This window comes from Ruminococcus albus AD2013 (genome assembly GCF_000526775.1).
In the GTDB taxonomy this organism is placed as follows: Bacteria; Bacillota; Clostridia; order Oscillospirales; family Ruminococcaceae; genus Hominimerdicola; species Hominimerdicola alba_A.
The window spans coordinates 3,492,952-3,514,069 of the sequence record NZ_JAGS01000001.1; the positions used below are offsets into that span (position 1 = coordinate 3,492,952).

The following is a 21,118-nucleotide window of genomic DNA, read 5'->3' on the forward strand; positions in this document are numbered from 1 at the left end:
TAAATTGTGTATATAGTCATACGCTTGATTTGGTGATATAATGTTATTATATATTTTTCGAAAATAAAGCTGAATCTAATGTTTGGATATATGGATATAAGGCTGCGTTTAAGAAAATGTTATATGATTCTAAATAATTTTCGTTATGATTCTGTCGAATCAAGAATTATGTATTTTGACGCTCTAATTTTGTAATATTAAGGGGGAATAAGCTTGAATAAACAACAGCTTGCAAACAAAATTTGGGAATCGGCTAATAAAATGCGTTCTAAGATTGAGGCCAATGAATATAAGGACTACATTCTCGGCTTTATATTCTACAAATTCCTTTCTGATAAAGAGGTAGAATATCTTAAAAGAAATGGCTGGAGCACTGAAGAACTTCCCGAACTGGTAGAGGATGATACAGAAACTGTAGATCAGTGTAAAGGCAGCATTGGATACTTTATCGCTTATGAAAATCTCTTTTCAACATGGTTAAGTATGGGTAAGAGCTTTGATGTATCAAATGTTACTGATGCACTTTCTGCTTTCAGTCGCCTTATTGGAGACAATTATAAAAAAGTATTTGACAAGATTTTTGATACATTGCAGACTGGTCTTTCAAAACTTGGCGAAACAAGTGGCGCGAGAACCAAAGCTATCAGTGATTTGCTGACGCTTATAAAAGACATCCCTATGGATCAGAAACAGGGATATGATGTTCTGGGTTTCATTTATGAGTATCTTATTTCTAACTTTGCTGCTAATGCAGGTAAAAAGGCAGGAGAGTTCTATACTCCTCATGAAGTATCTCTACTTATGTCCGAAATTGTCGCTAATCACCTTAAAGAAAGAGATACAATCGCTATTTACGATCCAACATCAGGTTCGGGTTCTCTTTTGATCAACATAGGCAGAAGTGCCGCTAAGTTTATGGATAGCAACAGGATTCAGTATTATGCGCAGGAACTCAAAGAGAATACCTATAATCTTACAAGAATGAACCTTGTTATGCGTGGCATTGAGCCTTCAAATATCTTTACAAGAAACGCAGATACGCTTGAAGATGACTGGCCGATTGATACAGAAAGTTATCCTCCTGTGCTTCGCGTTGATGCGGTTGTATCCAATCCGCCATATTCTCAGCAATGGAATCCTGACGGAAAGGAATCAGAAAGTCGTTATGCTGGATATGGTCTTGCACCTAAAAGCAAAGCTGATTATGCTTTTCTTCTTCATGACCTTTATCACATTAAACCAGATGGTATCATGACTATCGTACTTCCTCACGGTGTATTATTCCGTGGTGGTGAAGAAGGTGAGATAAGAAAGAATCTCATTGAAAGAAATAACATTGATGCAATTATAGGACTTCCTGCAAACATCTTCTTTGGTACAGGTATTCCGACAATAATCATGGTACTGAAGCAGAACCGTGATAATTCTGATGTGCTTATCATCGATGCTTCAAAGGGATTTGAAAAGGTAGGAAAGAACAATAAGCTTCGTTCTTCTGATATCCGTAGAATAGCTGATACGATTATATATAGACTTGATATTCCGAAGTATTCAAGAAATGTCAGTCGTGATGAAATCAGAAATAACGATTATAATCTTAATATACCTCGTTATGTAGATTCAAGTGAAGCAGCTGAAACATGGGATATTTATGCTTCTATGTTCGGTGGTATCCCAAACAGTGAGATTGATGCTCTTTCTGAATACTGGGATGCCTTTCCTCAGCTTAGAGGGGAACTGTTTAGATCAGTATCATCCGAATATTCTGATATTGCATCAGCTGATGTCAAAAAGATTATGTATTCTCACCCGAACGTATCACATTTCTTTTCTATGTATAATGATGCTTTTTTAGATTTTTCTGAGTACGTGCATAAAGAACTTATTGACAACTTAACATCTATGGTTGCTTCAAAGGAAGAGGCTGTTCTTTCGGCTGACATTTTTAAAAGACTTAAAAGCATCGATTTGATTGATCCTTATGAAGCTTATCAGATACTTGATGACAACTGGACAAAAATTTCAGCTGACATAGAAGTGATACAGACAGAGGGCTTTGATTCGGTAAGAAAAGTAAATCCGAATATGGTTATAAAGAAGAAAAATGGTAAAGAAGTTGAAGTCCAGGAAGGATATTTCGGACATGTGTTGCCATTTGAACTCGTTCAGAACGTGTATCTTTCGGAAGAATTAAGTAACATAAAGGTTAAGGAAACAAGAGTTTCTGAGATTGACAGCGAAATAGAGGAGCTTTTTGAAAACCTTGACGAAGATTCAAAAGAGAAAAGTTTTGTAAATGATGATAAGACTGCTTTTGTTGCTGCTGAAGTTAAGAAAGCTATAAAAGCAAAGGATGTCGAAGAAGATATACTTATTATTTTGAAGTCATTTGACAAACTTAGCAATGAAGAGAAAAATTTGAAGAAAGCAATTAAGGAGCTTTCTGCGGCTTTACATCTGAAAACAAAAGAGACTATTGAGAATCTTACAGATGAACAGGCTAATGAACTCCTTCATGAAAAGTGGATAACACCTTTTGTACATCAGCTCAATTCATTGCCTGAGAATATAGTTTCTACACTTTGTACTAAGGTAAACGCTCTTGAAGATAAGTATAAGATCACTTTTGCACAGGTAGATAAAGAAATCAAAGATACAGAAAACGAGCTTTCTGCTATGATAGACGACCTTACAGGAAATGATTTTGATATGCAGGGTCTTGAAGAATTAAAGAAGCTGCTCGGCGGTATCTGAGGAGGTGTGCAGAATGACGAAAAAATCGAACGTTCCTGCAATAAGATTTAAGGGATTCACGGATACTTGGGAACAGCGTAAGTTGTCTGATACAGTGAGTTTTCTCTCAAATAACACATTATCAAGAGCAGAATTAAGCGAGGATACAGGCACTTATAAGAACATTCATTACGGTGATGTTCTTATTAAATTTGGTGAGTATATAGATGCACAGAGTACCGATCTTCCATTCATTGCCGATGATGAAAAAGCGAAGAAATTTGAATCATCAAAATTGCAGGACGGAGACATAATTATTGCCGATACCGCAGAAGATGAAGCTGTCGGAAAGTGCGTAGAAATAGACAATATCGGGGATTTGAGCATTGTATCAGGTCTGCATACAATACCTTGCAGACCAAAGCTTAAATTTGCTCCTGCGTATCTTGGATTCTACCTTAATTCGGCATCGTATCATGACCAACTGATACCGCTTATGCAAGGTATAAAAGTAACCTCAATCTCAAAATCTGCTATCTCTGATACTATGATTTCAGCACCAACAAATCTAAGTGAACAAGGCAAAATCGGGCAGTTTTTCACACAGCTTGACTCTCTTATCACCCTTCATCAGCGTAAGCTTATCAAATTGAACAATGTAAAGAAATCACTTCTTGAAAAAATGTTTCCTAAAAATGGCGCTGATAAACCTGAGATAAGATTTGGTGGATTTACTGACGCTTGGGAACAGCGTAAGTTAGGGGACATTGCAGATGTTACGAAACTTGCAGGATTTGAGTTTACCGAACACATAGTTTATTCTGATGAAGGAAATATTATTGCATTAAGGGGACTAAATGTAAAAAATGGGCAGTTAGTTCTTGATGATGTAAAGTATATCGACGGTAGTAATTTCAGCAAATTAGGTCGTAGTAAACTATATGTGAACGATGTTCTGTTCACATATGTAGGTACGGTCGGCGAATTAGCAATAATCCCTGAAAACGAACGCTTTTACCTTGCTCCTAATGTTTCGAGAATCAGATTCAAAAGCGATTATGATGCTCAATTTATGATTCAAGAAATGGGAAGTAAATCGTTTTATAATCATATGATTTTTCCGCTTATTGCAACATCATCTCAACCTGCTTTGAGTATGGAAAATATCCGTAAATTTGTGATTGCAGTTCCTTCAAATAATATCGAACAGCAGCAAATTGGAGCTTTCTTTGCAAACCTCGACTCCCTTATCACCCTTCATCAGCGTAAGTTAGAAAAGCTACAGCAAGTCAAAAAATCATTACTTGAAAAGATGTTCGTATAAGTGAAAGGAAATATATGCTATGGGATTTAATCTTGAACAGGATTTTGAAGACGCCCTGATAAATACTCTTATAAGAGATAAGGGCTGGAAAGATGGGGTTCTTAATTATCCAACTGAAAAAGACTTGCTCGATAACTGGGCAAAGATAATTTACGAGAATAATCGTATTATTGACAGACTTGGCGATTATCCGCTTACTACCGGTGAGATGGCTCAAATCATGGAGCAGATTACTGCGCTTCGTTCACCTTTAAAGCTTAATGGTTTTATTAATGGTGGTACGATTCAGATAATACGTGATAATGAAGCAGATAATCATAACTTTAAGAAGCAGATTTCTCTTGATATATTTGACAGAAATACTATTGCTTCTGGAAGAACCCACTATCAGATAGCAAGACAGCCAAAGTTCAGATCCAAAAATGATATATACCCTAATCGCAGAGGCGATTTTTGTCTGCTTATCAATGGTATGCCTGTTATTCACGTTGAGCTGAAAAGAAGTGGAGTTCCTATAAGCGAGGCACAGTATCAGATACAGAAGTATTTACACGAGGGTATATTTACCGGACTTTTTTCATTGGTTCAGATTTTTGTGACTATGAACCCTGAAGAATGTACGTACTTCGCAAATCCTGGAAGTGATGATAGATTCAGTAAAAAATTCTGTTTTCATTGGGCTGATAATCAGAATAATCCTATCAATGACTGGAATGCAATCGCTGACAGACTGCTGTCAATTCCTATGGCACATCGTCTTATTGGCCTTTATACTATTGCTGATCAGACTGATAACGCTTTGAAAGTAATGCGTAGCTATCAGTATTACGCTGCCGAGAAAATAGCAGACCGTGTAACTAAAATGAAGTGGGACGATGAAAAGATACATGGCGGTTATGTCTGGCATACCACAGGCAGTGGCAAAACTATGACCAGTTTCAAGTCTGCGCAGCTTATAGCAAATTCTAAAGATGCTGATAAAGTTGTTTTCCTTATGGACAGAATTGAACTTGGTACACAGTCGCTTCGTGAATACCGTGGATTCTCTGATGAAACAGATGATGTTCAGTCAACTGAGAATACTGAAGTACTTATTACCAAACTAAAAAGTGAGGCGGTAAAAGATACTCTTATTGTTACATCGATTCAGAAGATGAGCCGTATAAAAGAAGCTGATGGAGTAAACACAAGTGATATTAATACGATAAACAAAAAAAGAATAGTGTTCATAGTTGATGAGTGCCATAGAAGTGTTTTTGGAGAAATGCTGTCTGCTATCAAATTCACATTTCCGAATGCAGTATTTATAGGCTTTTCAGGTACACCTATTCTTGAAATCAACAAAAAGAAGAATTCTACTACTGCTGATGTATTTGGTAATGAACTTGAAGGTACAAGATATACGGTAGCTGATGGTATGAGGGATGGAAATGTTCTTGGTTTTGACTCGATTCCTCAGCCTACATACAAAGATAATGACCTTAGAAAAGCTGTGGCACTGGAAAAAGCTAAAGCTACTAGTGAAGAAGAGATTTCAGAAGACGAGAACAAACAGAAAATATACTATCACTGGATGGAAGAAGTCCCTATGGGCGAACAGCTTGATGATGACGGTGATCGTTTGGAAAGTATAGAAGGCCAGCTTACTGAGGCACAGTATGATCGTGATGAGCACAGAGAAGCAGTTATAAAAGATATACTTGAAAATTGGAATAGTCAGAGCCATTTTGGAAAGTTTCACGCTATACTTGCAACCAGTAGTATTTCAGAAGCAATCAAGTATTATCAGCTTTTCAAAACAAAAAATTCTCAGCTAAAAATCACAGCTGTTTTTGATCCTAGCGATAACAACAGTGAAGGTACAATTGAGAAAATTGATGGTATAGTAGAAATCCTTACTGATTATAATAATATGTTCTTTGATGGTGCTGTTGCTTTTAGAGTAAGCAATTATGCTGCTTTCAAGAAAGATGTTTGTTCCAGACTTGCTCATAAAGATCCTTATCTGGCGATAGAAAACAATAAAACAAAGTGCCTTGATATTCTTATCGTTGTAGATCAGATGCTTACTGGTTATGATTCTAAGTGGTTGAATACGCTTTATCTCGATAAGTATTATAAGTGGTCAAACATAGAAATGATAATTCAGGCTTTTTCAAGAACAAATCGAGTGTTTACAGACGATAAACCTCATGGAATAGTTCGCTATTACCGTCGTCCATATTCTATGCAGAATATAATAGCATATGCATTCGAGCAGTATTCGGGAACAAACACACTTGGTGTCTTTGTTCAGAAACTCAGACCTAATCTTGAGAACATGAATATTGTATTTAATGAGATTTCTGAATTGTTTAAGAACGCTGGAATTCCTGATTTTTCTAGATTGCCAGATAACACAGCTGATAAGCAGCAGTTTTCAAAATTATTCCGTAATCTTAATAAATTCCTTGAACCGGCAAAGGTGCAGGGATTTGTATGGGATAAACTTGAATATGAATTTGAGAACAACTATTCTGTAGTACTTCAGTTCGACGAAACTACTTATAATATTCTTCTTATGCGATATAAAGAACTGCGTAGAGGAGGATCAGGTGGGAGTGAAGATGAAGCATATGATATTGATGCTTATCTTATGTCGTTGTCTACAGATAAAATAGATTCTGCGTATATGGATTCACGTTTCAAGAAATATGTTAAATTAACTATTGACGGAACAGATGAAGAGACAAGAAGAGAAATACTGAATGAGTTGCATAAATCTTTCGCATCGCTGACTCAGGAGCAGCAGAAATATGCGAATATTCTGCTTAAAGATATTCAGAATAAAGAAATAATTATTGATGATAGCAAATCCATTATGGATTACATTAATGATTATCAGAACAGAGCTAAGAAAAAACTCATTCATGAGATATCAGAGAATCTCGGTATAAGTGAGCAGGCATTGTATTATTTCATGGAACTTCATGTTACAGAAGAAAATATCAATGCTTTCAATCGCTTTGAGGAGCTTGTACAAAAAGCGGATATTTCGAGAGCTAAATTTTATTTTGAAAGTATTGAACATACAACTTTGCCGGAAAGAAAAGTATGGCCTAAGCTCCGTAAGAAGCTAAAAGAATTCATTCTGAATGACGGAGTAGAAATCGAAGCAAATGAATAATTGATATTCTCATTTGGGAGTCAAGATTTTGTCTTGACTCCTTTTTTTACTTACGCTGATGAAGGGTGATAAGGGTGTCGAGGTTATGAAAGAATGCACCAATCGCACCTTGTTCATCACGGTTACAAGGGACTGGAATCTTCTTTGAAAGCATCTCCTCAATGGTTATTCCTTTGATTGATGTACCCTGTACATTCTGCTTTTCTTTTTGCAACATTTGGTATAGCGAATAGGTTGCAAATTTTTCGTCTATCTGTATACCAGATAGCGAAAGAAAGTCTTGACTTGTGCAATAAGAAAACGGCATAAATGCGAGCTTTCCAACGCCTACACGAGTCACTATTGCAATAGAGTTTTTGGGTACTAATTTTGTAGCAGATTTTGATATTGCTTCTTCTGAAATATGCTTCCTCGGCTCAACATTAAAAAGCTGATTTTCTATAATATCTTGTGATTGTATCCACGGTATTTCACCGTTCCAATAACTATCTATTGAGGTCTGAGGAGTGCCGCCACCATATGTGTTATCGGCTATATCTTTAACCTTACGCTGTTCCCAATCGCAAGTCTGTGACTAAAGTTCTGCCGGTGATTTTTTAATGCTTGTATTATTTTAACTTACACTTGGGAACAGCGTAAGGTTGGAGATTTAGTTAAGAATCACAACACAGGTATATACATTAGCAAAGAAAACTATGGTGAAGGAATCAATGTAATTGGTGTTGGAAATATCTATGATAACGATATTTTTGATGGCGAAATATATCGTTTAGGACCAGTTGATGATGATAAATTTTTACTTGACGAAGGAGATTTGATATATGGTGAATCTTCATTAGTTCTTGAAGGTATTGCGAGAACAGTATGCGTTGGTAAAAATGGCGCAGGCAGTGCATTTGCGTGGCATACAAGACGAGTAAAACTGAATCATGATATTGTTGATTCTCACTTCGCCACATTGGAACTGAACTATCACCCGACTGTTAGAAAACATCTTATGAATGTAGCAACTCAGACAGCATTAACAGGAATGACAACAGATGGGTATTTTAGCGCACCATTATTTTTACCTTCGTTAAGAGAACAGAAGCAAATAAGCAGCTTTTTCAAACAGCTCGACACCCTTATCACCCTTCATCAGCGTAAGTAAAAATCGGCAAAATGCCGTTAAAAATAGGAGGAATTTTAAATGTTAGAAGCAATCACAAAGGAATCTCTTTTTCATGAGTATTATGCTCAGTGGATAAAAGTTTACAAGGAGGGTGCGATACGTCCTGTTACTATGAATAAGTATCGTATGACACTGGAATGGCTGAAAAAACTAATTCCAGACACTAAAATGTGTGATGTGAACAGAATAAATTATCAGCAGCTTTTAAATGATTATGCACAGACACATGAGCGTCAAACGACGATGGATTTTCATCATCAGATAAAGTGTGCCATACTTGATGCTGTTGACGAAGGTCTTATTTCTCGTGATCCTACCCGTAAGGCTATAATAAAAGGAAAACCTCCGAGAGATAAGAAAATCAAGTATCTTAATCAGTTTGAACTTCATACAATGCTTATAACGCTTAATCTTGGCTCAGATATTAACTGGGACTGGTTTATAATGCTTGTGGCTAAGACAGGAATGCGCTTTTCAGAAGCATTGGCACTTACGCCTAAAGATTTTGATTTTCCTCATCAGACTCTTTCAATCAATAAGACCTGGGATTATAAAAAGGGAACGGGATTTTTACCTACTAAGAATCGTTCTTCTGTACGTAAAATTCAACTTGACTGGCAGACAGTAATTCAGTTTACAGGGCTTATAAAGGGGCTTCCTGAAGATAAGCCGATTTTTGTTAAAGCTGGTCAGAAGGTTTATAATTCTACTGTGAATGACATATTAGAACGGCATTGTAAGAAAGCTGGTGTACCTGTTATTTCGGTTCATGGACTTAGGCATACTCATGCTTCTTTGCTACTATTTGCAGGAGTTTCTATAGCCAGTGTTGCACGTCGTCTTGGACATGCAAGTATGACTACAACGCAGAAAACATATCTTCATATTATTCAGGAATTGGAGAATAAGGATATTGACCTTGTTATGCGTTCACTCTCGGAATTGAGCTGAAAATTCAAATATCCATAAATTATAGTGAACGCAGTTAGTTTTTTGATTTTCAATAATACAAGCTTTGATTTTACCAAACTTGGCTCGCTTATAATCAATCAAAATAAAAATCTTTTATGCGTTCACTATAAAAAAATCAACCCCCACTGAATTTATGTGGGGGTTATTCATTAGTGTAAGATTATACAACACTTAGCACGTTTCATTTGTGTTCTCATAAATGTGATTTGATAATATTCATGGCTTCTGTAGAAAGATCCTTACTTTCATAAGTGGTTATCAGTTTACCAGGGAAGTGCTTGTTATACCATTTTTCTTTAAGCTCCCAGTGCGCCTTGTAATCAGGCAAATCAAGCCTGCCGACATGTTCCCAGTAATATTTTTCACCCTGAAATGTAACTGTAAAATCAGGCAGAAACATTGTACCGTCATTCGCATATAACGGCTCTTCATATACAAATGGTACATTTTCGGAAACAAGCATGTTTGCTATGATAACTTCCGATTTGGATCTTACAAAGTATTCTGATAAAGTAGCAAGTTTTCTTTCTTCTTTGTACCAATCACCGCTGTAAAGCAATTCATCAGGAAGAGGATCAAACTCAAATACAGAAGAATTAATCTTTCTGACTGCTGATTTTTCTACATGGCTCATAGTAGTAAGTGTGCTGATATCCTGTTGCAGAAAAACCGTAACATGACGCTGTGCTCTTGTAAGTGCTGTATAGAGTAGTTCCATTGTCATAAGGTGACTTTCCTTATTAGGAATGATTATGTATACATAATCAAATTCAGAACCTTGTGATTTATGAACGCTGATTGCATATGCAAGTTCGAGGTTGTCTGTTACCTTTTGATCTGGAATCCAATATCCCTTATCATCCTTACCAAGAAACTTTCCGTATACATAGCTGTAACCAGCTCTTGTTTTTCCTGAAAAATTACACTGGAAATGCTGGATGTTTGTCATCCATGATATCTTTTTTGTTTCATATGCCATCGGAGATACAGTTGCGATTTCTCCGTTAAATACTTCTTGTCTTCCAGGTTTTCTTGCATTCCAGTCATAAACATAAGCCTTGTCAGATGCAGGTCTGTTTCTGATCTGAATAACTTTATCAAATAAACCGATACCATCTACATTAAGTCTTCTGCTCCAGTATCCGTTAAAGGTACTCTGCATAAAAGTATTGATTGACATTGTACCGTAGAACTCTCCACGATAAGGTGAGATAATCTGAAATCGTTCAGGTGCATCTTTGATTGCCTCTGACCAGAGTTCATGTAACTTTTTTTCTGTTTCTGCACTCTTTCCAGTCAGAATTTGCATATCGGTTATTAATCTGTCCTTAATTACTTTTTCGAGATCATCCTGTTCCTTCCAGAAATAAACACTCAGATCCTTATCAACATCCCCATTTGCGTTTTCCAAAATCTTTGTAAAGATTTCCTCTTTTTCTGACTTCAGCTTTGCAGCAGCATCTGAGTCATCGCCGTTTACCTGTTTTTCCTGAATAAAGACATTCGCAAGTTCAAGAATACCTGTACCATTGCCTTCAACTGTATTTACAAGTTGTCTTATGTTTTCGGTAAGAACACCGACACTGTCAGCATATTCTTCACTTTTTTTCAGCCATTCAATCGTTTCAGCAAAAACCTTTCCTCTGCCGATAGGCGGAAGTTGGTTAGGATCGCCAACTAAAATAAGTCTCTGTATACTATTCCAGTTTACAGCTCTTATAAGCGTTGCAAACAAATTCAGGTCAATCATGGAAGCCTCATCAAGAATGAGGGTATTTATATCTTGACTCATTTTGCCGCCGGTTCTCTTAAACGTCATATTTTTGTTAATCCATCCGTTCTTGGCAAGAAAAGAGTGAATGGTAGATGATGGTTTCCCAGTCTGAACTTTAATTCTCTCTGCAGCTTTACCTGTTGGAGCCATCAACAGAAAACTTGTTCCTGCCCCATGTACTCTTTCGATATTATCAAGAATAGCTTTTATGACTGTAGTTTTTCCGGTGCCAGCTGCACCTGACAATACACATATTGGCTTTCTGAAAATCTGCATGCATACTTCTGATTGCTTGGTCAGGATGTGATCATACTTTTCAGCGGTTTCTTCATTATCAAGTAGCTTCGAACTATCATTTTTCAGATTTTTCTTGAATTTTTCAATTGAGATAGGTATTTTAAGTTCAATATCTGCTCGATCCGCCAGCTTCCTGAAAACATCTTCGACAGTTCTCTCATCTTCATATACGCTTCGAATATAAAGATACAGGTTTTTATCTTCATCGGTTCTCATGAACAGTCCGCCATTTAAGATAACTTTTTCTACACTAAAATTTTTAAGAGAATAAACATATCTTTTCCATTCAGGCAGTCGGTCAAGTCTTGCGTTTATTGAATTAAGTAGAGCTTCTGCCTTGCCAAATGAATGTGCTGGAATTCTGTGTAATTCGTCTACACATAATGCACGTAAACGTTCTGTGGATCCTGTATCAAGAATTTCATCCAGACCATATTCCGGTGAAGGAATAATGCCATTATCAATTTTATAAAAAGGAATAGAGTCGTCAGAATCATCGCCTACATACTGTTCAAAGATAATATATGGGTTTTCGACAAGTTCACTTACTGTAGCTGTGATAGATACATTTTCACGATCATCTGAAATGATTCCTCTTACTTGCTTTGTAGTAAGATCAAATCGTGGCAGTAAATGTAACAAGAGCTCTTTTTCAGCATCTTCCATCATCTGAAACTGACGACGTACAATCTTTAAATCCTTGCTATTGTACTCAATTCCTGAAATAATTTCTGTCTCACCATTAAGGAGCTCTTCCAGTTGCTTATAAAAAACTTTTCTTCCATTGTCATCTGTTATATCAAAGAAAGGTTTGATGAGATCAGGTAATCCTAACGCTTCTAAGACAGAACCCATTCCCGGAAAAGGTCCTCGTGCTTTCCAAAGTTCATTAAGAACAGAGTTGAGCCAGTCTTTTCTTTTTTTCCAATCCTCAGTATCATCACCAATCTCGATTAAAACATCGATAGTTTCCAGCAATTGATGAATGACTTCAATTGCATCATCATTTGTTACTTCACGACTTCCATACTTAAATGGGGTTCTGTTTATCGGTTTTATTACAAGTCGTTCAGATAACTCGTTGTTGTCGATATACTTCCAATATGGAATGCAGAATCCTTCTTCGGGATAATTTGAAGTAACAGGTTTCTGCCACGCAAATCCACCGCCGTATTTCTGCTTTATTTCTTCTGTAGTATTTTCATAGAAATGAAAACCGTCTATTTTCTTTAATCTTGAAACACCTACGATAACGTAGTTTTCTTCTTCACCTTCTGAGAAAGGATTACTATAGCCTGCATAATAGAAAACAAGAGATTTTTCTTCTTCAAACTGTGAAAAATAGTCCTGGGCGTTTTTAAAACGTTTTTCATAGTTATAGGTTTGTGTACTTCCTGCTTCCGTAGAAACGTCTTTCTTATACATAGCTTCATAACACCATGTACAAGCAGTTGCTGGTGGAAGAGTCAGTATAACAGCATCTGCATTTCCTTCTCCCCACCAGTCAGGTGGATCTACTTTTGTTTGTATTGTTTCTTTACCGAAAGCATTGATGCTTAATCCGCAAGCGATTTCACAAGGAAATTTTTCAGCTGACTCACCATTGTGAGAGCTTTCAAAATTTAGATCCCTTTTTGTAGCGATTAGATCTCCAGGATATGAATGAGCACCAACACAGTAAGGATTATTACATGGATTATCACAAATATGTCCATTCCATCCTTTATCATGCCAGGCTAGTCTAAGACTCATATGCATTGTCATACTAATCCCCCTCTTATATCACAAAATTGTTGAATATGCACATGTACTATGCTTAGATTATAACATTATTTTACCAAAAAATCAAGCGAAAGTATAAATTTCAAAAACTATCAGTTAATCTGTTCTTCAATTTGGATTTATTCTTAATGTAATATACTGCTTGATAAGATAAAAGCTCCATCCTTTAAAATAGATAGAGCTTATTATCAGTATTCATAAATAGTTATTGTACATCAATAATTTTGGCTTTATTACAGGGATAAAGTTAATCACTCCAACCCCGCCTTTGTCTTATCCTGCTCCTTGCTTTTACTCTGCTTCGGCTTCTTCGCTATCCTCATAGCATCACGTTTCAGCTTCGCCCTTTCAAAGTAACAGGTCTTCTCACGTTTCGGTGCGTTCTTTTTCGCTTCGATCGCTTCTTGGTTCAGTTCCTCCGTAAGCGTTCTCAGCCTGTCTTCCTTCGTTTCCAGTTCTTCCGCATGTGGAAACGGTTCTGAGGCGATCTTCTGAGCTTCGGAATAGTCGATCCTCAGCTGTGCAAGGTTGTCTTTTACACTTGCTATCCTGCCGTCAATATTGTACAGTGCCGATTCAAGGCGGTTGAGGTTATGGGCAAAGCTTTCAATAAGCTTCGTGCTGTGAACGGTGGCACCGTTTATCGTGGCAGACATGCCTCCGCCCATCATTTCACTGTGTATCGTAACCGACAGGTCGAAGCCCTGAAAGCTACCGATCTTAACTGGTGTGTCGGCGTACTTTACAGAAAGTGCAGCACCCTCGAAAGCCTTTGCAGCTTCCTTTTTATCCGTGTATTCCTTGTCACCGATAGTAATTCTGAATACTGGTCGCTTCGTCTCGGGATCGAACGTAAGCTTTCTAAGAGCTTCACGGTCGGTGTGAAGTCCGTCAAGCAGAGCGGTTATTTTCTCCTCTTTTTCAGGAAAAGCCTTTATCTTGTCTTCCATCTCGTACACCGTGTTGCGGTATTCGGCGGCAAGGACTTTCAGTTCCTTTACATCATTGTCGAGCATCAGCTTTTCCTTGATACGTTCGTCACCTGTACAGAGAGCTTTGATTTCTGAATAAGTCAGAGCCTGCTGGTCAACGTCCTCGCACTTGCGGGCTGGAGTTTTTGAAGTCATGATCTGACTGATAAACCGCTGCTTGTTTTCAAGAGTCTGAAAACTGTACGCATCAAACGTACCCTTGGTAACGTACCTGAATATCTGAACATTCTTGTTTTCGTTGCCCTGTCTGATAATACGTCCGGCGCGTTGCTGCAGATCCGCCGGACGCCACGGTATGTCGATATCGTGGACAGCGATCAGCTTTTTCTGGACGTTCGTACCGGTTCCCATCTTGGCGGTTGAGCCAAGCAGGATGCGGATGTCACCATTGCGTACTTTCTCGAAAAGCTCGGATTTCTGCTTCTCGTTCTTCGCATCGTGTATGTAGGCAATTTCGTCTGCCGGAATGCCACGTGCGATCAGCTTGTCACGTATGTCGTCGTACACGCAGAAGTCGCATTCTTCTTCCAGTGAATCAATTTCCGCCATTGACTTATTATCGTTTGCATCGTCGGTATCTTCGCCGGCGATTTCTGTTTCGGCGGTGTTTTTATGCGGTACGCCGAGATCACAGAAAACTATCTGTGTAAGCCTGTCCGCAGCCGTTTCGGCATGTATGCGTGCCACGTTTTCCACACAGCGGTTAAGCTTTGTGGAAGGGTCGTCTTCAAACGACGGGTCGATAAGGCGCGGGTCGAGTCCGAGTTTGCGTCCGTCCGACGTGATCTTCAGCATGTTGTCCCGGCTCGGATCAACGTTGCCGGCATTTATCTCATCGGCTCTGTCCGAAAGCTCCTGTACAAGTTTCTGCTGGAAAGGAGTAGCTTCCACGTTGACTACATGATATTCACACTCCGGAACATCAAGTTTAAGTGTGTCAGCAGTGCGTATATCAGCGATCTGCTTGAACATCGACATGAGCTCTGGCAGACCTGTGTAGTTCGCAATGCGTGTACGTTCCTTGAAGCCATTGCCCGCAGGTTTCAGCTCCCATTCCGTTTTCTGCTCGCCGAATACGGAAACCCAGTTGTCGAAGTGATGCAGACCGTGTTCCTTCAGAAAGTCGTATTCGAGATAACGCATCATCGTGTGCAGCTCCGTTATCGAGTTGCTCAGCGGTGTGCCGTAAGCAACACCTTAGCAACGATTATTTGGTAATGTTGGACGGTTGGTTTTACAGCAATAAAACCGAAAGGACAGATACAAATGATTGATGCGATGTACAATTACAGACAGGGCGATATTCACTCCGCTGAGTTCTCCGATGAGTTTAATAAGCTCTGTATCCCCTTTGAAGATTCGCTGAGTGAGGAGCAGATTGATGTGTTTCACAAGATTCTGGACTGTGTGAGCGAGACTGCTGCCGCTGAAATGAGAGCTGCCTACAAGGTCGGTTTCAAGGACGGTGCGACTATGATGCAGGAGATTCAGGACTGATACATTTACAGCATAAGGAAAGGGCTATGTCCTCCGTGACCGTGTACGGAAGGCATAGCCCTGATTTTTTCTTTTCAGATGCTTATTCAGTTTTCGTTTGCAAGGTTCACTATCTTCTTGCCCTGTTTCTCCGCATAGCGTATCGTGGCATAAGCTCCTCCGCTTTTATGCTGTATACAGCATACCACAAGGTCTGCTCTGTCGATCATACTGCGGTTGCGGACTTGGATAGCGGACTTGGGGTGTGCTATGGACGATTCAGCACACACCTCGACTTCATCGTAATAGTCAAGGTACTCCTTTTCGTTGTCACGGTACTCTGCTTTCATGTATGGCAGGACGAGTGTAAAATGGGTATTGCCGTAACCGTAATTGCGGATAGCTCGCTTAATGGCAGCAGAAGCAAGCAGGTCAAAATCGCCGTCCCGTCCGATCATGAAGTCAACATACTCCTTCTGCGTTATCAGGTCATGAAGGAGCTTGTCAAGGCGGTTTTCTATCTCCGTTCCACGCTCTATGTATCCATGCCCAAAAAAGCAAACTGTGTAAATATTCATAGCAACTGCTCCTATTCACTTTTGTTACCATATATTATACACCTAAATGTCCATATATTCAAGCCCACACGGATATTATTTTATTGTCCGATAAGGTATATAATAATAGTAACCAATAAGAAAGGGGCGGTTTTATGGAAGTCGGCAAGAAACTGCACAAACTTAGGGAAGATAAGAAAATGTCTATGTACCGCCTTACACAGCTCACAGGAGTGTCGGGACACCATATCAAGGGCATTGAAGAAGGCACACGGCAGCCCACCATTGAAACGCTGAATCGTCTGGCAGTCGCTCTCGGTTCTTCACTTGCGGAGATGTTCAATGATGATACGGAATGCACCTATCTTACGGAGAAAGAACGGCACTTGATTGAGAATTTCCGCAGGCTGTCTGATGAAAAAGCAGATGCTCTGCTGAATATGAGCGATGTTCTGAATAAATAAGCGATGGCTACTGTAAAAGATGCAGTAGCCTTATTTTTTTGCCCATACTGGACTTATAAGTCCTCGGTGAAATATTTAGAAAAACGCCCGTCGAATCATTGACTATTTGTGCAGATTGTGCTATAATATAATGGATAATACCTTGCGTTATGTGAGGTAGTTGGAGGTTTACAATGATTACCGGTGTCATTAAGAATAAGATAGATAAAATATGGACTGATATATGGGCTGGCGGTATCACCAATCCGTTGACGGTCATTGAACAGCTCACTTATCTGATGTTTATACGCTCCCTCGATGAAAAAGAGCTTGAAAACGAAGAATTTGCCAATATGACGGGCGATACTGCCGATCTGATCTTTCCTCAGTCGGAGATCGGACAGGCTATGCGTTGGAGCAAGTTCAAGGATAAGGACGCTCGTGATATTTTCAGTATTATCTCGAAATATGCCTTTCCTGCGGTAAAGAAAATGAAGTATGGCAAGCTCCCTGATTTTGACGATAAGGGTGAGCTGATAGAAATTCCAGACCGTGAGGACGGTGAACAGGAACAGACAGCTTTCACTCGATACATGGATAGTGCCGTGTTCGTTATCCCTAATCCGCAGGTGTTGCAGAAAATCATCACGGGGCTTGACGATCTTTATGAGCATGATATAGCTGACCTCGATATGCAGGGTGATCTGTATGAGTATATGCTCGGTAAGCTCTCTACGGCAGGTCAAAACGGACAGTTCCGTACTCCGAAACATATCCGTGAGATGATGGTGGAGCTGGTTGCACCCACTCCCGACGATGTGATATGCGATCCTGCCTGCGGTACAGCCGGATTTCTCGTTTCCGCAGCCGAATATATCCGTAAGCATTATGAGGATACCATGACCGATGAGCAATGGGCTGACTTTGCTACAAAGACCTTTACGGGCTATGATACTGACCAGACGATGCTCCGTATCTCGGCTATGAACCTGATGCTCCATTCTATCACCAATCCCGATATTGACTATAAGGACAGCGTTTCAAAGCAGAACAGCGTCAGCGGCAAATACACCGTCTGCCTTGCAAATCCGCCGTTCAAGGGTTCTGTTGATGCGGAGAGTATCAACGACAACCTGAAAGCTGTCACAAACACGAAAAAGACGGAACTGCTGTTCCTTGCACTGTTCCTGCGTCTGCTGCAAAAGGGCGGCAGATGTGCTTGTATCGTGCCTGACGGTGTGCTGTTTGGTTCGAGCAAGGCGCACAAGTCTATCCGCAAGGAACTGATCGAAAATCATCAGCTCAAAGCCGTTATTTCCATGCCCAGCGGTGTTTTCAAGCCCTATGCAGGCGTTTCCACGGCGGTGCTGGTGTTCGTCAAGACCGATGCAGGCGGCACGGATAACGTGTGGTTCTATGATATGAGGGCGGACGGTTTCTCCCTTGATGACAAGCGCTCGGAGATAGCTGAAAACGATATTCCCGATATTATCGCCCGATTCCACAACCCTGACGGTGAGCGTGACAGGGAGCGCACAGAGCAGAGCTTTTTTGTGCCAAAGCTGGAGATCGTGGACAACGACTATGACCTGTCTATCAACAAGTACAAGAAAACCGAATATGTGGCGGTGGAATATCCTCCGACAAGCGAGATCATGGCAGACCTTGACGGGCTTTACAAAGAGCTTGGCGGTGTGCTGTCGGAGTTGGGAGGATTGCTGAATGAGTAAAATCCAATTAAAAGATATTTGTTGCTTTTCTAAAGGCAGTCAAATCAATGGTGATGAACTTATTGATAATGGTGAATATGATTATCTAAATGGAGGTATAAACCCCTCTGGTAAATGGAGTGATTTCAATGTATCAGGCGGCACTATTACAATAAGTGAAGGTGGTAATTCATGTGGATATGTGAATTATATGCCAGCCCCATTTTGGTGTGGTGCGCATTGTTACTATCTTTATGATTTAAGGTGTGAAGTGAAGTATCTATATTATGCCTTGAAAAGCCAACAAGATAGAATAATGAAACTTCGCTCAGGAGCTTGTATGCCTAATATCAAAAAAAGTGATATAGGTAGTTTTACTTTTGAATATACCGAGGATACAAGTGTTCAACACATAATAGTCTCTAACCTCGACAAAGTAACCCACACAATAGACCTCTGCAACGCTATCCTTGAAAAGCTTGATCTGCTTGTCAAATCACGGTTTGTGGAGATGTTTTGTGGAACAAACGATTGGAAATATGTACATATTCAGGATATATGCACGGATATGAGAACAGGACCGTTTGGAAGCGCATTGCATCATGATGAGTTTGTAGATAGTGGCGTATTTGTTCTCGGCATTGACAATGCCGTAGAGAATGAGTTTTCATATAACAGAATGAGGTATATCACAGAAGCAAAATATCAGCAACTAAAAAGATACACTGTAAAACCTCTTGATGTTATCATTACCATTATGGGAACAGTAGGTAGATCTGCTGTCATTCCAATAGACATTCCTCTTGCTATAAACACAAAGCATTTAGCTTGCCTAACACTCGATAGAAATTTAGCAAATTCAACTTTTATTGCTAAAGCTATTCAAATCCATCCAGAATTATTATCTCAGCTATCATTGAATTCTAAGGGTGCTATTATGGACGGACTCAATCTAACCATAATTAAGGGATTAAAATTTAGATTACCACCTATTGCCTTACAAGAGCAATTCGCCGCCTTTGTAGAGCAGACCGACAAATCGAAATTGGCAGTCAAGCAGGTGCTTGAAAGGGCTGAAACGCTGAAAAAGGCACTGATGCAGGAGTATTTTGGGTGATATTATGGCACAAAACTATCCGATAGATGATGATAATAGAGCATCCGGTTCAAGAGCGAAAGGCATTGTTCATTACAAGTTCAATGCAGATCATTGGGAGTATAGAGACTATACTGGTGTTGATGTCGGTATAGATTGCTGCTTGGAATTAACTGAAAATGACGAATGGACAGGAAATATCATTGAATGCCAGGTCAAAGGACGTACAAAACCAAAGTTTAACGTTTCTGGGGATTATATCTCTTTAGAGCTTAAACGTAGCACCCTTAATTACGCTTTGTCCAGAGCAAACTCTTATGTCGTATTATTAGTTAATTTAGCAGATGAAACGATTTATTACTTACCAATTCAAGAATTTTTTATAGCAAATCCTTCATATTTTCCCAAATTATCATCTACTCAGGAAAACATAACAATACGAATACCAACAGATAATAAGGTGACAAATGACGATGAAAATCTTCAAGAAATAGCAAAGAGTCGCTATGTTGGTGGTCCGGGCGAAGGATTGCATAAAGCTGAATAAGACTTATGTCGGAGCAGGACGTTGGTACACTAAAATCAAATGAGGTGTACCAAATGAAAGAACAAATTATACTTAACATTACACAGGAAATGCTCCCTTACCTCGATAATGCCCAGCTTTTACAGCTTCAAAAGGTATTAGAGCGTAACCTGTGGAATGTGGAAATCACGGAAAACAGCGATAAAGCAGATACGCCCGAATTGGGTAACGGAGAGCTGCTGACCGCTTTTATAAACGCTAAGAGGATTGAGGGGTGCAGCGAAAAAACGCTGAAATACTATCAATCCACTATCAACAAGATGCTTTCCGACACCGACAAGCATATCACGCATATTACGACTGACGATCTGAGGGAGTATCTTGCGGAGTATCAGAAAGATAATGCTTGCAGTAAGGGCAATATCGACAATATCCGCCGTATCCTGTCGAGCTTCTTTTCATGGCTTGAGGACGAGGACTATATCCTGAAAAGTCCCGTTCGGCGGATACACAAGATAAAGTCGGCTAAGACTGTCAAGGAAACCTATACCGATGAAGCGTTGGAGCGTATGCGTGATAACTGTGAAAATCTGCGTGATCTCGCTATTATTGATATGCTTGCTTCAACAGGAATGCGTGTCGGTGAGCTTGTCGGGCTGAACAGAGGCGATGTTGATTTTGAGAGCCGAGAGTGCATTGTTTTCGGTAAAGGCAGCAAGGAGCGTCCTGTTTATTTCGATGCTCGGACTAAGATACACCTGAAAAACTATCTTGATTCGAGAACGGACGATGATCCTGCCTTGTTCGTGTCACTCCTGAAACCGCATTGCCGCCTTAAAATCAGCGGTGTGGAGATCAGGCTTCGGGAATTGGGGCGAAAACTCGGCATTACAAAGGTTCACCCTCACAAGTTCAGGCGCACCCTCGCTACAAGGGCTATTGACAAGGGAATGCCCATAGAACAAGTGCAGAAACTCCTCGGTCATAGTAAAATCGACACCACGATGCAGTATGCTATGGTCGATCAGAACAATGTGAAGCTAAGTCACCGAAAATATATCGGATAGATTTCAAATCACGGTCTGTCGGGCGGTTGCTGT

14 protein-coding genes and 1 pseudogene are annotated in these 21,118 nt (G+C 39.5%); 11 read left to right on the top strand and 4 right to left on the bottom strand.

Annotated elements, in window-relative coordinates:
• Positions 1–213 precede the first annotated feature (213 nt).
• Genes N773_RS0115820 through N773_RS0115830 form a run of 3 tightly spaced genes read left to right on the top strand, consistent with a single transcriptional unit; the run spans position 214 to position 7,223 of the window.
• Positions 214–2,754 carry a type I restriction-modification system subunit M gene (locus tag N773_RS0115820; RefSeq protein ID WP_024858702.1) on the top strand — a complete coding sequence of 847 codons (2,541 nt, stop codon included), beginning with the start codon at positions 214–216 and terminating at the stop codon, positions 2,752–2,754.
• A 13-nt stretch (positions 2,755–2,767) separates the two neighbouring features.
• Positions 2,768–4,057, top strand: coding sequence for a restriction endonuclease subunit S (locus N773_RS21905; RefSeq protein ID WP_024858703.1), 1,290 nt, complete (start codon positions 2,768–2,770; stop codon positions 4,055–4,057).
• A gap of 19 nt (positions 4,058–4,076) precedes the next feature.
• Positions 4,077–7,223, top strand: coding sequence for a type I restriction endonuclease subunit R (locus N773_RS0115830; RefSeq protein WP_024858704.1), 3,147 nt, complete (start codon positions 4,077–4,079; stop codon positions 7,221–7,223).
• Between the two features lie 46 nt (positions 7,224–7,269).
• Here the strand turns inward: N773_RS0115830 and N773_RS21910 are convergent.
• A pseudogene (locus N773_RS21910) lies at positions 7,270–7,773 on the bottom strand (restriction endonuclease subunit S); the annotation flags it as partial.
• 60 nt (positions 7,774–7,833) lie between these two features.
• On the opposite strand from N773_RS21910, the gene N773_RS21915 reads away from it, so the two are divergent.
• Both N773_RS21915 and N773_RS0115845 read left to right on the top strand, forming a co-directional pair.
• Positions 7,834–8,373, top strand: a complete 540-nt coding sequence (locus tag N773_RS21915; protein WP_278245374.1) for a restriction endonuclease subunit S — start codon at positions 7,834–7,836, stop codon at positions 8,371–8,373.
• Between the two features lie 39 nt (positions 8,374–8,412).
• On the top strand, positions 8,413–9,345 hold the full coding sequence (locus N773_RS0115845) for a site-specific integrase (protein ID WP_024858707.1): 933 nt from the start codon (positions 8,413–8,415) through the stop codon (positions 9,343–9,345).
• 214 nt (positions 9,346–9,559) lie between these two features.
• Here N773_RS0115845 and N773_RS0115850 read toward each other — a convergent pair whose 3' ends face one another.
• Positions 9,560–13,201 (bottom strand): ATP-dependent DNA helicase, encoded by a 3,642-nt coding sequence (locus N773_RS0115850; RefSeq protein WP_024858708.1) that lies wholly within the window; start codon positions 13,199–13,201, stop codon positions 9,560–9,562.
• 269 nt (positions 13,202–13,470) lie between these two features.
• Positions 13,471–15,387: a helicase-related protein gene (locus N773_RS0115855; RefSeq protein WP_278245375.1), complete on the bottom strand. Its 1,917-nt coding sequence runs from the start codon at positions 15,385–15,387 to the stop codon at positions 13,471–13,473.
• 90 nt (positions 15,388–15,477) lie between these two features.
• Between N773_RS0115855 and N773_RS0115860 the strand changes: the two genes are divergently transcribed.
• Positions 15,478–15,708, top strand: a complete 231-nt coding sequence (locus N773_RS0115860; RefSeq protein ID WP_024858710.1) for a DUF6809 family protein — start codon at positions 15,478–15,480, stop codon at positions 15,706–15,708.
• Positions 15,709–15,794: 86 nt separating this feature from the next.
• Here the strand turns inward: N773_RS0115860 and N773_RS22665 are convergent, their stop codons facing one another.
• Positions 15,795–16,265 carry a hypothetical protein gene (locus N773_RS22665; protein WP_024858711.1) on the bottom strand — a complete coding sequence of 157 codons (471 nt, stop codon included), beginning with the start codon at positions 16,263–16,265 and terminating at the stop codon, positions 15,795–15,797.
• Between the two features lie 134 nt (positions 16,266–16,399).
• Between N773_RS22665 and N773_RS21400 the strand changes: the two genes are divergently transcribed.
• The 5 genes from N773_RS21400 to xerA all read left to right on the top strand — a co-directional run bounded on the left by N773_RS21400 (position 16,400) and on the right by xerA (position 21,085).
• Complete coding sequence (locus N773_RS21400) at positions 16,400–16,708, top strand: helix-turn-helix domain-containing protein (protein WP_002851766.1); 309 nt, start codon at positions 16,400–16,402, stop codon at positions 16,706–16,708.
• A gap of 173 nt (positions 16,709–16,881) precedes the next feature.
• On the top strand, positions 16,882–18,417 hold the full coding sequence (locus N773_RS0115875; protein ID WP_024858712.1) for a type I restriction-modification system subunit M: 1,536 nt from the start codon (positions 16,882–16,884) through the stop codon (positions 18,415–18,417).
• Positions 18,410–19,513 (top strand): restriction endonuclease subunit S, encoded by a 1,104-nt coding sequence (locus N773_RS20380; protein WP_024858713.1) that lies wholly within the window; start codon positions 18,410–18,412, stop codon positions 19,511–19,513. The genes N773_RS0115875 and N773_RS20380 overlap by 8 nt, the downstream gene beginning before the upstream one ends.
• Positions 19,506–20,039 carry a DUF4365 domain-containing protein gene (locus N773_RS0115885; RefSeq protein WP_024858714.1) on the top strand — a complete coding sequence of 178 codons (534 nt, stop codon included), beginning with the start codon at positions 19,506–19,508 and terminating at the stop codon, positions 20,037–20,039. The genes N773_RS20380 and N773_RS0115885 overlap by 8 nt, the downstream gene beginning before the upstream one ends.
• A gap of 53 nt (positions 20,040–20,092) precedes the next feature.
• Complete coding sequence (gene xerA / locus N773_RS0115890) at positions 20,093–21,085, top strand: site-specific tyrosine recombinase/integron integrase (protein WP_024858715.1); 993 nt, start codon at positions 20,093–20,095, stop codon at positions 21,083–21,085.
• Positions 21,086–21,118: the final 33 nt, after the last annotated feature.